We start from the raw sequence: 13378 nt of genomic DNA, 5'->3' as shown, positions 1-13378 counted from the left end.
ATCGCATCGAGCGCAACGGCGTGCTGATCGATGCGCCGACGCTGGCGRCACAGAGCAACGAACTCGGCAAGCGCATCATGGCGCTCGAGCAGGAGGCCTACGAGCTCGCGGGCCAGCCCTTCAACCTGGGCTCGCCGAAGCAGATCGGCGAGGTGTTCTTCACCAAGCTGGGCCTGCCGGTCGTCAAGAAGACCCCGAGCGGCGCCCCGAGCACCGACGAGGAAGTGCTCGAGAAGCTGGCCGAGGATTTCCCGCTGCCGGCCAAGATCCTCGAGCATCGCGGGCTTTCCAAGCTCAAGGGCACCTATACCGACAAGCTCGGCCTGCTGGCCAATCCGCGCAGCGGCCGCGTCCACACGCACTATGCGCAGGCGGTGGCGGTCACCGGGCGGCTGTCGAGCAACGAGCCGAACCTGCAGAACATCCCGATCCGCACGCCCGAGGGGCGGCGTGTACGCGAGGCCTTCGTGGCGCCCGCGGGGCGCGTGATTGCGAGCTCCGACTACTCGCAGATCGAGCTGCGCATCATGGCCCACATCAGCGGCGACGAATCGCTGCTGCGCGCCTTCACCGAGGGCATCGACGTGCACCGTGCCACCGCGGCCGAGGTCTTCGGCGTGGCGGTCGACCAGGTGTCGAGCGAGCAGCGCCGTTATGCCAAGGTGATCAACTTCGGGCTGATCTACGGCATGAGCAGCTTCGGGCTGGCGCGCAACCTCGGCATCGAGACCAAGGCCGCGGCCTCCTACATCGAGCGCTACTTTGCGCGCTACCCGGGCGTGAAGGTCTACATGGACGAGACCAAGGCCCTGGCCAAGCAAAAGGGCTATGTCGAGACCGTGTTCGGCCGCCGGCTCTACCTGCCCGAGATCAACTCGCCCAACGGCCCGCGCCGCGGCGGCGCCGAACGGGCCGCCATCAACGCGCCGATGCAGGGCACCGCGGCCGACCTGATCAAGCTCAGCATGGTGAAGGTGCAGCAGGTGCTCGACGTCGAGCAGCGCGGCACCAGGATGATCATGCAGGTGCACGACGAACTGGTGTTCGAGGTGCCCGACGAGGAGGTCGAATGGGTCCGTACCGAGATCCCGCGCCTGATGGCGGGCGTGGCCGACCTCAAGGTGCCGCTGCTCGCGGAAATCGGCTTTGGTCCCAACTGGGACAAGGCGCATTGAACATGTCCAAGGAAGAAACCTACCGAATGAAACGCTCCACTTTCGCCACCTTCGCACTTTGCGCCGCTTGCGCAGCCTGGATGGGCAGCGCCTTCGCCGCCCCCGACGAGCGCATCGCCACCTTGGCCGCCAAGGAAAAGCCCGCACTGCTCGCGACGCTGAACCAGCTGGTCTCGATCGAATCGGGCAGCCGCGACCTCGAAGGACTCGACAAGATCGCCAACCTGATCGCCGACAAGTTCCGCGCGCTCGGCGGCCAGGTCGAGCTGATCGATCCCTCGGCCGATGCTTACCGCATGGAGGACACGCCCGAGAAGATCGGCAAGGTCATGCGCGCCACCTTCAAGGGCTCGGGCACGAAGAAGATCATGCTGATCGCCCACATGGACACGGTCTACCAGATCGGGATGCTGAACAATCAGCCCTTCCGCATCGATGGCGACAAGGCCTATGGCCTGGGCATCGCCGACGACAAGCAGGGCATCGCGGTGATCGCCCACACGCTGGCCCTGCTGAAGGCGATGGACTTCAAGGAATACGGCACGCTGACCGTGCTGATCAATGGCGACGAGGAGATCAGTTCGCCCGGCGGGCGCCAACTGATCACGCGGCTGGGCGGCGAGCACGACGTCGTAATGTCGTACGAAGGCGCCCCGATCCAGGGCGACAAGCTCTCGCTGGCCACCGCGGGCATCGCCTCGGTCACGCTGCATGTCACGGGCAAGGCCTCGCACGCCGGCTCGGCGCCGGAGCAGGGCGTGAACGCGCTGTACGAACTGTCGCACCAGATCCTGCAGATGCGCGACCTGTCGGACCCGGCGACCGGTCTCAAGATGAACTGGACCATTTCGCGCGCGGGCAGCAACCGCAACGTGATCCCGGCCAGCGCCACGGCGGGCGCCGACGTGCGGGTGCTCAAGGTCAGCGACTACGACCGCATCGAACAGCAGGTGCAGGAGCGCGTGAAGAAACAGTTGATCCCGCAGGCCAAGGTCGAGATGAAGTTCGAGCGCCGCCGTCCGCCGCTCGAGGCCAACGACGCCTCGCGCGCGCTGGCGCTGCACGCGCAGCAAATCTACAAGTCGATGGGCCGGGAGCTGGGCGCGGACGACAAGGTCGCCGGCGGCGGCACCGATGCGGCGTTCGCGGCGCTGAAGACCAAGGCGGCGGTGGTCGAGCGCTTCGGCCTGCAGGGCTTCGGCGCCCACTCGGCCGACGCCGAGTACGTGCTGCTCGATTCGATCGAGCCGCGGCTGACCCTGTCGGCGCAGCTGATCATGGACATCTCGCGCGGCAAGGTCGCAGGCGCCGCGCCCTGAGCGATCCATGCGGCTGCGCCACATCGAGGTCTTCAACGCCATCATGCTCACGGGCAGCGTCAGCGCGGCGGCACGGCTGATCAACATCACGCAGCCGGCGGTCAGCCGCACGCTGCAGCATGCCGAGATCCAGCTCGGCTTTCCGCTGTTCCAGCGTGCCAAGGGCCGGCTCACGCCGACCACGGAAGCGCTGGCGCTCTATCCGCACATCGAGCGGCTGTTCGCGCAGCTCGACGAAGTGCAGCGATTGGCCGCCAACCTGCGCACGGCCAGCGATGTCGGAGAGCTGCGCATCCTAAGCGTGCTGGCGCTGAGCTACGAGGTGCTGCCGCGGGCGCTGAAGCGCTTTCGGGAGCAGCACCCGTCGATCGCGGTAACGCTCGAATCGCTGCATTCGCCGCAGATCATGTCGGCGCTGCTGCTGCAGGAGGCTGATGTCGGCTTCGCCTTCAGCCCGGCGGTGCATCCCTCGCTGACGCAGGAGGCGCTGGCCGACAGCCGCATGGTCTGCATCGCGCCCAAGGGCATGCTGCCGCGGGCGCTGCTGCGCAACGGCTCGGTGGCCCTACACGACCTGGTCAATCTGCCGGTGGTCGGCCTCGACAGCCGCGACCCGGTGGGCACCAGCCTGAGCCAGGCCTGTCGCCAGGCCGGCGTCGGCTTCCAGCAGGCGGTGGTCACGGTGCAGACCTACCATGCGGCGCTGGCGATGGCGCACCATGGCCTGGGCTTGGCGCTGGTCGATGGCTRCACCGCGGGGTCGGCGGACCGCAGCAAGGTCGATGTGCTGACCCTCGAGCCGCACATCCCGGTGCCGATCCGCGCCCTGCGCTTCGCCGGGCGGCCGGATTCGGTGGCGGTGCGCAGCATCACGCGCTGCATGCGCGAGGCGATCGAGGAGATGAGCTAGAGTTCGYCGGCCACCGGATGCTGTGCCATCGCCTCCAGCGCACGCACCAGCGCCGAATGGTCTTCCTGGCCATGGCCCAGTGCCGCGCAGGCGTTCATGAGCTGTGCCGCGCTCGCGGTCTGCGGCAGCGCCACCCCCAGCGAGCGCGCTCCCTGCAGCGCCAGGTTCAGGTCCTTCTGGTGCAGTGCGATGCGGAAGCCCGGCGCGAAAGTGCGCTTGATCATCCGCTCCCCATGCACCTCGAGGATGCGCGACGAGGCGAAGCCGCCCATCAGTGCCTGCCGCACCTTGGCCGGATCGGCGCCGGCCTTTGAGGCGAACACCAGCGCCTCGCCGACCGCGGCGATGTTGAGCGCGACGATGATCTGGTTCGCCACCTTGCACACCTGGCCGTCGCCGACGCCGCCGACCAGCGTGATGTTCTTGCCCATCTTCTCGAGCAGCGGCCGGACGCGGCCGAAGTCGCCCTCGTCGCCGCCGCACATGATGGTCAGGTTGGCCGCCTTGGCGCCGACCTCGCCGCCCGAAACCGGGGCGTCGACGTAGCCGCAGCCGAGCGCCGCGATCCTGGCCGCGAAGGCCTTGGTCGCGATCGGGTCGATCGAGCTGCAGTCGACCACGGTCTTGCCTCTGGAGAGGCCCGCCGCGACGCCGCCCTCGCCGAACAGCACCTTCTCGACGTCCGGCGTGTCGGGCACCATGACGAAGACGATGTCGGACTGCCGCGCGACCTCGCTGCCGTTGGCGCAGACCGTGGCGCGCGAGGCGAAGGGCTCCGGCACCTCGCCGCGGGTGTTGACGAACAGCGTGTGGCCGGCATCGAGCAGGTGGCCCGCCATCGGCGCGCCCATGATGCCGAGGCCGATGAAACCGATCTTTTGCGTGGAGTTGGACATGTGCCTGAGTTCTTTCCTTGATGTCGTCATTGCGTGAGGGCGGTGCGCCAGCCGAGGCCGTCGAGCGTGCTGGCGCGCGGCTTGTACTCGCAGCCGATCCAGCCTGCGTAGCCCAGCGAATCGATGTGCTTGAAGAGCCACGGGTAGTTGATCTCGCCCGTGCCCGGCTCGCCGCGCCCGGGGTTGTCGGCCAGCTGGATGTGACCGATGCGGGCGATGTTCTGCGTCAGCGTGTTGCCGAGTTCGCCTTCCATGCGCTGCGCGTGGTAGATGTCGTACTGCACGCGCAGGTTGGGCGAGCCGACCTCGTCGAGCAGGGCCAGCGCCTGGTCGGTCCGGCTCAGGTAGAAGCCCGGAATGTCGAAGGTGTTGATCGGCTCGATCAGCAGCCGGATGCCGGCACCCAGCAACTCCTTCGACGCGAAGCGCAGGTTGTCGACCACGACCTTGCGTGCATCCGCATGCGTCACTCCCTCGGGCAGCTTGCCGAGCAGGCAGTTGACCTGCGGGCATCCCAGGGCCGTGGCGTAGTCGATGGCGCGCGTCACGCATTCGCGGAACTCGGCCACGCGGTCCGGGTGGCAGCCGATGCCGCGCTCGCCGGCCTCCCAGTTGCCGGCCGGCAGGTTGTGCAGCACTTGCGCGAGACCGTTGTCGCGCAGCGCGGCGGCCAGCTCCTTCTTGTCGTAGGCGTAGGGGAACAGGTATTCGACGGCCTTGAAGCCGGCCTTGGCGGCGGCCTCGAAGCGCTGCATGAAGGGCAACTCGTTGAACAGCATCGTCAAGTTGGCTGCGAATTTGGGCATGTGTGTCTCTTTGGTCAGTTGAGGACAGAGCAAAAACTGCTGCGCAGTTTCTTGGTCTGTCCCGCAAGGTTTCAGGAATCAATCAGTCGAGCATTGAGGCCGCGATGGCCGTCGGCGCGTCTTCGGTGCTTTCGGCCAGCGCCTCGAATTCGTTGATGGCGTCGATCTCGGTGCCCATCGCGATGTTGGTCACGCGCTCGAGCATCACCTCAATCACCACCGGCACCTTGAACTCGGCCATGAGCGCTTCGGCACGCTGGATCGCCGGCGTCATCTGTTCCTGCTTGTAGACGCGGATCGCCTTGCAGCCGAGGCCCTCGACCACCTTCATGTGGTCGACGCCGTAACTGCGCTCAACACCGGCGTCTTCGGCGGCGTTGATGTTGTCGAAGCCGAGCTGCACGCAGTAGTCCATCTCGAATCCGCGCTGCGCCTGGCGGATCAGCCCGAGGTAGGAGTTGTTGACCACGATGTGGATGTAGGGCAGCTTGAACTGGGCCCCCACGGCGAGCTCCTCGATCATGAACTGGAAGTCGTAGTCGCCCGAGAGCGCGACGATCTTGCGCGTCGGGTCGGCTGCGCGCACGCCCAGAGCGGCGGGAATGGTCCAGCCCAGCGGCCCGGCCTGGCCGCAGTTGATCCAGTGGCGCGAGTTGTAGACATGCAGGAACTGCGCCGCCGCGATCTGCGACAGCCCGATGGTGCTGACGTAGCAGGTGTCGTGGCTGAAGTTGTTGTTCATGCACTGGTACACGCGCTGCGGCTTCATCGGCACGTCGCTGAAGTTGGTCTTGCGCAGCATGGTCTTCTTGCGCCCGCGGCACTCGCCGGCCCATTCGCCGCGGTCGGGCAGCTGGCCCGTGGCCTTCATTTCCTCGGCCACCTGCACGAAGAGCTCGAGTGCCGCCTTGGCGTCCGAGACGATGCCGAAATCGGGCGTGAAGACGCGGCCGATCTGGGTCGGCTCGATGTCGACGTGGACGAAGGTGCGGCCCTTGGTATAGACCTCGACCGAGCCGGTGTGGCGATTGGCCCAGCGGTTGCCGATGCCGAGCACGAAGTCCGACGCCAGCATCGTCGCGTTGCCATAGCGGTGGCTGGTCTGCAGGCCGCACATGCCGGCCATCAGCGGATGGTCGTCGGGGATCGCGCCCCAGGCCATCAGGGTCGGGATCACCGGCACCCCGGTGGCTTCGGCGAAGCGCACCAGCAGGTCGCTGGCGTCGGCATTGATGACGCCGCCGCCGGCCACGATCAAGGGTCGCTCGGCCGCGTTGAGCATCGCGATGGCCTTCTCGATCTGGGCCCGCGTGGCGGCCGGCTTGTAGGGCACGAGCGGCTCGTAGCTGTCGATGTCGAACTCGATCTGCGCCATCTGGACGTCGAAGGGCAGGTCGATCAGCACCGGCCCGGGGCGGCCCGAGCGCATCAGGTGGAAGGCCTGCTGGAAGACCTGCGRCACCTGGCCCGGCTCGCGCACCGTGACCGACCACTTGGTGACCGGCTTGGAGATCGACTCGATGTCGACCGCCTGGAAGTCTTCCTTGTAGAGCCGGGCGCGCGGTGCCTGGCCGGTGATGCAGAGAATCGGGATCGAATCGGCCCAGGCTGAATACAGCCCCGTGATCATGTCGGTGCCGGCCGGGCCCGAGGTGCCGATGCAGACGCCGATGTTGCCGGCCACCGCACGGGTGTAGCCCTCGGCCATGTGCGAGGCGCCCTCGACGTGGCGCGCCAGGATGTGGGCGATGCTGCCCTGCTTGCGCAGCGCCGAGTACAACGGATTGATGGCGGCGCCGGGGACGCCGAAGGCCTGCGTCACGCCTTCCTTTTCCATCACGAGCACGGCGGCTTGGGCCGCGGTCATCTTTGTCATGCGAGTCTCCTTGGGTTGGACTCGACTGTAGGAATTCGGCGCCTCGGGCAGAAGATGGCGCACGGCCATAAAGCCTATTCCAGGCTGGAATAAGTGAGTAGCATGTGCGGATGGACCGACTGTTGGCGATGGAAATGTTCGTGCGCGTGGTGGAGACCGGTAGCTTCTCCAAGGCGGCGCGCGAGTTCAACACCACCCAGCCCACCGTGACCAAGCAGGTCGCGGCGACCGAGGCGCGCCTGAAGGCGCGGCTGCTCAACCGCAATACGCGCGGCGTCAGCCTGACGGAATCGGGCGCGCTCTATTACGAGAAGTGCAAGTCCATCGTGCGCGAGGCCGAGGAGGCCGAGAACATCGTCAAGCTGCGGCAGTCGCAGGCCCAGGGTCTGCTGCGCATCGGCACCTCGACCGCCTTCGGTCGTCGGGTCGTGGTGCCGCTGGCGCTGGAATTCATGGCGCGGCATCCGCAGGTGCAGGTCGACCTCAGTTTCGAGGACCGCTATGTCGACCTGGTGGCGCAGGGCATCGACGTCGCGATCCGGATGGGCAAGCTGGCCGATTCGTCGCTGGGCGCGCGTTTCCTCGGCATGAATCCCTGGGTCATGGTGGCCGCGCCGGCCTATCTGCGCGAGCACGGCACGCCGAAGAAGGCGCAGGACCTGAGCGCCCACGTGGCGCTGATCTATAGCAGCGTGGTCGGCGACGATGTCTGGCACCTGCACACGCCGAAGGGCGAGCCGGTCACGGTGCCGGTGTCGGGCCGGCTGCGCTCCAACAACGTGTCGGCCGTGCTGGCCGCCGCTCGTGCCGGCCTGGGCATCGCGCTGATGCCGCGCTACGTGGCAAGCGATTCGCTCGCTTCAGGGCAGGTGGTGGAGGTGCTGGCCGACCACGCGCTCGCCGAGCAGGAAATCCATGCGGTGTTTCCGTCGCCCAAGCTGGTGCCGGGCAAGGTGTCCAGCTTCGTCGCCTTTCTGCAGGGGCGGTTCGGCGAGCAGTGGTGGAGTGGATAGGCTCGCCCCCAGGTTGGCTCACTGCATGTAGCCGCCCACCCCCTACCGGGGGCGCGGTCAGCGGCCCGGCRAAGCCGGTTCCGCGGCTGCCCACGAACAGGCGTGCGCTGCGCGCCGCCGCCGAGGACAGGGCGTCGTTTTGTAGTGGCCGGCGCAGCCAGGCCCGTTGGTGAAACACCCAGGAACCGGCTTTGCCGGGCCGCTGGTGTTGCCCCCAGTAGGGGGTGGGCGCGTCCCGACACGAAGTGCGGGACAACCTGGGGGCGAGCAACATTCAATGCGCCTGCGACGCCACCGGAAGATCGGGCAGTACGTTGAGGATCCGCAAGGTCTGCTGCACCACCGCGCTGAACACCGGCGCCGCCACCAGGCCGCCGAAGTACTTGCCGGCGCTCGGCTCGTCGATCATCACGGCGACGATGATGCGCGGCTTGTCGATCGGCGACATGCCGGTGTACCAGGCGCGGTACTTGTTGCTCGCGTAGCCCTTGCCGACCTGCTTGTGGGCGGTGCCGGTCTTGCCGCCGACCGAGTAGCCCTCGGTCTGCGCCAGCGGCGCCGTGCCACCGGGCGCGGCCGCCATGTGCATCATCTCCCGGACCTGGGCCGCGACCTGTTGCGAGAACACCGGCACCCCGACCGGCGCCTCGTGGCTCTTCAGTATCGTGATCGGGATCACCTTGCCGCCGTTGGCGAATGCGGTGTAGGCATGGGCGATCTGGAACAGCGAGGCCGACAGGCCGTAGCCATAGGACATCGTCGCCTGTTCGATCGGCCGCCATGATTTCCAGGGCCGCAGCCGGCCGCTGACCGCGCCCGGGAACGGCGTTTGCGGCTTCTGCCCAAAGCCCAGCGAGGTGTAGGCATCCCACATCTCCTTGGGCGTCATGCGCTGCGAGATCTTGGTGGCGCCGACGTTGCTCGATTTCTGGATCACGGTCTCGGTGGTCAGCACGCCGAAGTTCTCGTCGTCGTGAATCGTCGCGCCGGCCACGGTGATGTGGCCGGGGTTGGTGTCGATCACGGTCTGCGGCGTGATGCGGCCCAGCTGCAGCGCRGTGGCGACCGTGATCGGCTTCATCGTCGAACCCGGCTCGAAAGTGTCGGTCATGGCCCGGTTGCGCAGCTGCTCGCCGGTGAGCTTGCGGCGATCGTTGGGGTCGTAGCTCGGATAGTTGGCCATCGCCAGCAGTTCGCCGGTCTCGGCGTTGACCACCATCGCACTGCCCGCCCGCGCCTTGTTCGCGACCACCGCGTCGCGCAGCTTTTCGTAGGCGACCGCCTGCACCCGGTCGTCCAGGCTCAGCTGGATGTCCTGGCCGTCGACCGGCGGCACCTGCTCGCCCAGGTCCTCGACGATGGCGCCGAGCCGGTTCTTGATCACGCGGCGCGAGCCGGCCTTGCCCGACAGCTCCTTGTCGAAGGCCAGCTCGATGCCTTCCTGGCCGACATCCTCGACATTGGTGAAGCCGGCCACGTGGGCGGCCGCCTCGCCCTCGGGGTACTGACGCTTGTATTCGCGGCGCTGGTAGATGCCCTTGATGTCGAGCGCGGCGATCTGCTTGGCGACCGGGTCGTCGACCTGGCGCTTGAGCCAGACGAAGCTCTTGTCCTCCGCCAGCTTGCGCGAGACCTCCGCCTGCGGCATGCCGAGCAGTTCGGCCAGCTTCCTGATCTTGGGCGCTGTCGCAGGATCATCCCGGGCCACGTCCTCGGGGATGGCCCAGATGCTTGGTGCCGGAATGTCCGAGGCCAGGATCAGGCCGTTGYGGTCGAGGATATGGCCGCGGCTCGCCGGCAGCTCGAGGGTGCGGGCGAAGCGCACCTCGCCCTGGTGCTGGAAGAACTCGTTGTCGAGCACCTGCACGTAGACCGCGCGGCCGGCCAGCACGGCGAAGCCCAGGGCGATGCCGGCGACGATGAACTTGCTGCGCCAGACGGGGGTCTTGCTGGCGAGCAGGGGACTGGTGGCGTAGCGCACGCTGTGGGCGTTTCGATTCATGGACCGGGTTTTCCTCGGCGCAGCGGGGGAGCGTTGTCATCGACCTCGTCGGAAGAGGCGAAAAGATCCCAGGCCGCCATGAACAGCGCCGCGATCACGGGCCCGATCACGAAGCCGTTGATGCCGAACAGCGCGATCCCGCCGATGGTCGACATCAGCACGATGTAGTCGGGCATCTGGGTGTCCTTGCCGACCAGCAGCGGCCGCAGGATGTTGTCGACCAGGCCGATCACGAAGACGCCGACGAAGATCAGCCCGAGGCCTTTGCCCAGCGCGCCGACGGCCAGGAAATAGATCGCCACCGGGCCCCAGATCAGCGCGGCGCCGATCGCTGGCAGCAGCGACAGGAAGGCCATCAGCACGCCCCACAGCAGCGAACCCTGCAGCCCCATCAGCGAGAAGGTCACGCCGCCGATCAGTCCCTGCGCCGCTGCGACCGCGATGTTGCCCTTGATGKTGGCGCGGATCACAGTGGTGAACTTGTTCAGCAGGTGGTGCGTGTGCGGCTTGGCCAGCGGCAGGGCCGCGCGCACCGTCTTCGACAGCTCCGCGCCGTCGCGCAGCAGGAAGAAGAGCAGGTACAGCATGAGGCCGAAGCTGATGATGAATTCGAAGGTGTTCTGGCCGATTGCGACCGCATGCGTGGCGATCGCCTGGCTGCCGCGGGCGGCGGTCTGCGACACTTGCTTGATCAGGCCCTCGACGTCGCCCAGGCCGAAGCGGTCGAGCAGGTTCAGCGCCCAGCGCGGGATGGCGTTCACGACCTGCTGGAAGTAGCTCGCGAAACTGATGTCGCCGGAACGGATCTTGTGCGCCAGCAGCGACACCTCGTCGACCAGCGAGGCGCTGACCGCGACCAGCGGAATGATCACCACCACCATCGCCATCAGCAGCGTGGTGATGGCGGCCAGGTTGCGCCGGCCTCCCATTTTCCTGACCAGCCGCCGGTAGATCGGGGTGAACAGTATGGCCAGGGCGACGCCCCACATCACGGCACCGAAGAAGGGGAACAGGATCCAGCCGAAGGCAACCGTGACGACCGCAAGCAGAAAGAGGAACGTGCCGCGCTGCAGGGCTGRTGAATTCATAGGCGCGTCGACTTTAGCCGAAACAGCCCCCGCCGGCAGGTCGAAACGTGTCAGCGGAGGCCGCGAGGCAAGACCACGGGCGCCAGGGTGGTGCGCAGCCGTTCGTCGGCATCGGGGGCGGCCTGGACCTCGACCTGCAGCGCCTGCTCGACGTTGCCGATGTGGTCCAGCATCAACTGCCGGGCGTGCGGCGTGTCGCCGGCTTCGAGCGCGGCCACGATCGCCGCGTGCTCGGCGCAGGACTCGGCCGCCTCGTGCCGGGACTGGAAGAGGGTGGCGGCCAGCGTGGTGCGCGCGGTCAGGTCGCGCAGCACGTCGCACAGCAGCCGGTGGCCCATCTGGTCGGCCAGGCAGACGTGGAAATCGGCCAGCAGGAAGGCCCGGGTGGCGGCATCGGCGCCGGCGATGGCGCGCTTCTCGTCGGCGATGTGTTCGCGCAGCTTGCGGATCACCTTTGAGAGCGGCCGTCCGGCCTCGGCCAGGATGCCGGCCTCGACGATGCGGCGGGCCGCGAAGGCATCGCGCGCCTCGTCGGCCGAAGGCTTGACCACGTACCAGCCGCGGCGCGACTGCACCTCGACGAAGCCACGCGCCTGCAATTGCATCAGGGCCTCGCGCACCATGGTGCGACTGACGCCGAAGTTCTCGGCCAGTGCCTGTTCGCCGAGGCGTTCGCCAGGCGCCAGCTTCTGCGCCAGGATCGCTTCCACCACGCGCTCCGCAATATGGGTGGGCGTGACGTCGGTCATCGGCTGTCTCAATGGGCCGAAGAGATGGCGACCGGCGAACCGGGTTCGGCCAGCGGCTCGTCCTCGGGCGAGTGGGTGCCGTTCAGCACCGCGTGGGCGCGCTCCCGGTCAATGTCGCCTTCCCAGGCGGCGATCGCGACGGTGGCGACGCAGTTGCCGATCAGGTTGCCGAGCGCGCGGGCGATGCCCATGAACCAGTCGACCGACAGCACCAGCACCAGGCCGATGGCAGGGATCGCAGGGATGGCGTGCAGCGTCGCGGCCAGCACGACGATGGCGGAGCCCGGCACGCCGTGCGCGCCTTTGGAAGTGACCAGCGCGATCGCCAGAATGGTCAGCAGGTCGGCCATCGAGATCGGCGTGTTGGTGGCCTGGGCGATGAACACCGCGGCCAGCGTGATGTAGATCGAGAAGGCGTCGAGGTTGAACGAGTAGCCGGTCGGGATCACGAGTCCCACCGTCGAGTCGCGGATGCCCATGTGGCGCAGCTTGGCCATGATCTGCGGCAGCACGCTGTCGGACGAGGTGGTGGCGAAGACGATGGTGAGTTCTTCGCGCAGGTAGCGCAGCAACTTGACCAGGCTGAAGCCCGACAGGCGCATCACCAGCCCGAGCACCACGAAGACGAAGAGCAGCACCGCCGCGTAGAACAGTGCCACCAGCATGCCCAGCTGCTTGAGCGAGCCGATGCCGTACTGGCCGACCGTGAAGGCGATCGCGCCGAGCACGCCCAGCGGCGCCAGCTTGATGATGATGCCCATGATCTTGAACAGCACCAGCGACAGCGCGTCGACCACCACCGCGACCGGCCGGCCGCGTTCGCCGAGCAGGGTCAGGGCGCAGCCGAACAGCACCGCGAACAGCAGCACCTGCAGCACGTCGCCAGTTGCGAAGGCGTTGACCACGGTGGTCGGGATCAGCTTCATGAGGAAGTCGACCGTGCCGCCGCTGGTGAGCTTGTCGGCGTTCGAGGCGTAGGCGCTCATGGCCGACGGGTCGAGCTTGGAGGGGTCGACGTTCATGCCGACGCCGGGCTGGAAGACGAAGGCCAGCACCAGGCCGAGCGCTAGCGCGACGGTGGTCAGGACCTCGAAGTAGATCAGCGCCTTGACGCCGACGCGGCCGACCCGCCGCAGGTCGCCGGCGCCCGCGATGCCGTGCACCACGACGCAGAAGACCAGCACCGGGATGATCATCTTGATCAGTTTGATGAAGCCGTCGCCCAGCGGCTTGAGCTTGACGGCGAAGTCCGGGAAGAACAGGCCCGCCACGACGCCGAGTACCAGCGCGATGACCACCTGACCGAAGAGCGATTTGGCGAAACGTGGCATGGAAATTCCCCGTAATGGTTTGCATGCAAGCTTCACGGTGTCTTGCATACAAGCAATGTAGGCAAGATTTCGGGAAATGCTCTGAGGGTATTCCCGGGTGAGTGGGCACTCACCCGGCAACAGCAGTTCGGTCACCGCTCCCTCTGCCACGCAGCGAGCGGGGCTGAATCCGCACCCCTGCATGAGTTACACCGGGACGCTCTGTTCGTTGAC

Annotated in this window: 11 protein-coding genes; 4 read left to right on the top strand and 7 right to left on the bottom strand. The window is 67.1% G+C overall.

What is annotated here, in order from left to right:
• From AC1DY5_RS20090 to AC1DY5_RS20080, 3 genes are all read left to right on the top strand, one after another.
• The coding region (locus AC1DY5_RS20090) for a DNA polymerase (RefSeq protein WP_478114144.1) at nt 1-1175 on the top strand (1175 nt) is incomplete at its 5' end.
• Nucleotides 1176-1201: 26 nt separating this feature from the next.
• Nucleotides 1202-2494, top strand: a complete 1293-nt coding sequence (locus AC1DY5_RS20085) for a M20/M25/M40 family metallo-hydrolase (RefSeq protein WP_478114142.1) — start codon at nt 1202-1204, stop codon at nt 2492-2494.
• Between the two features lie 7 nt (nt 2495-2501).
• A complete protein-coding gene (locus AC1DY5_RS20080) occupies nt 2502-3404 on the top strand; it encodes a LysR family transcriptional regulator (protein ID WP_478114140.1) in 903 nt (300 codons plus the stop codon).
• On the opposite strand, the gene AC1DY5_RS20075 is transcribed toward AC1DY5_RS20080, so the two are convergent.
• The 3 genes from AC1DY5_RS20075 to gcl all read right to left on the bottom strand — a co-directional run bounded on the left by AC1DY5_RS20075 (nt 3401) and on the right by gcl (nt 6982).
• Entirely contained in the window at nt 3401-4300 is a 900-nt protein-coding gene (locus AC1DY5_RS20075; protein WP_478114138.1) for a 2-hydroxy-3-oxopropionate reductase, read from the bottom strand. The two genes, AC1DY5_RS20080 and AC1DY5_RS20075, sit on opposite strands and share 4 nt — an antisense overlap.
• A 26-nt stretch (nt 4301-4326) precedes the next feature.
• The gene (hyi, locus tag AC1DY5_RS20070; protein ID WP_478114136.1) at nt 4327-5106 is read right to left on the bottom strand and encodes a hydroxypyruvate isomerase; all 780 of its coding nucleotides are present in this window, start codon (nt 5104-5106) and stop codon (nt 4327-4329) included.
• Nucleotides 5107-5188: 82 nt separating this feature from the next.
• On the bottom strand, nt 5189-6982 hold the full coding sequence (gcl, locus tag AC1DY5_RS20065; protein ID WP_478114134.1) for a glyoxylate carboligase: 1794 nt from the start codon (nt 6980-6982) through the stop codon (nt 5189-5191).
• Between the two features lie 110 nt (nt 6983-7092).
• On the opposite strand from gcl, the gene AC1DY5_RS20060 reads away from it, so the two are divergent.
• Entirely contained in the window at nt 7093-7995 is a 903-nt protein-coding gene (locus tag AC1DY5_RS20060; RefSeq protein ID WP_478114132.1) for a LysR family transcriptional regulator, read from the top strand.
• A gap of 274 nt (nt 7996-8269) precedes the next feature.
• Here the strand turns inward: AC1DY5_RS20060 and AC1DY5_RS20055 are convergent, their stop codons facing one another.
• The 4 genes from AC1DY5_RS20055 to AC1DY5_RS20040 are packed head-to-tail and all read right to left on the bottom strand — an operon-like array spanning nt 8270 to nt 13165.
• The gene (locus AC1DY5_RS20055; protein ID WP_478114130.1) at nt 8270-9997 is read right to left on the bottom strand and encodes a peptidoglycan D,D-transpeptidase FtsI family protein; all 1728 of its coding nucleotides are present in this window, start codon (nt 9995-9997) and stop codon (nt 8270-8272) included.
• Nucleotides 9994-11085: an AI-2E family transporter gene (locus AC1DY5_RS20050; protein ID WP_478114128.1), complete on the bottom strand. Its 1092-nt coding sequence runs from the start codon at nt 11083-11085 to the stop codon at nt 9994-9996. The genes AC1DY5_RS20055 and AC1DY5_RS20050 overlap by 4 nt, the downstream gene beginning before the upstream one ends.
• A 50-nt stretch (nt 11086-11135) precedes the next feature.
• On the bottom strand, nt 11136-11834 hold the full coding sequence (locus tag AC1DY5_RS20045) for a GntR family transcriptional regulator (RefSeq protein ID WP_478114126.1): 699 nt from the start codon (nt 11832-11834) through the stop codon (nt 11136-11138).
• Nucleotides 11835-11842: 8 nt separating this feature from the next.
• Nucleotides 11843-13165 carry a C4-dicarboxylate transporter DctA gene (locus tag AC1DY5_RS20040; protein WP_478114125.1) on the bottom strand — a complete coding sequence of 441 codons (1323 nt, stop codon included), beginning with the start codon at nt 13163-13165 and terminating at the stop codon, nt 11843-11845.
• Nucleotides 13166-13378: the final 213 nt, after the last annotated feature.

The organism is Variovorax sp. P4_D9, from assembly GCF_056401695.1.
This window is presented reverse-complemented; position numbering and strand designations above follow the sequence as displayed.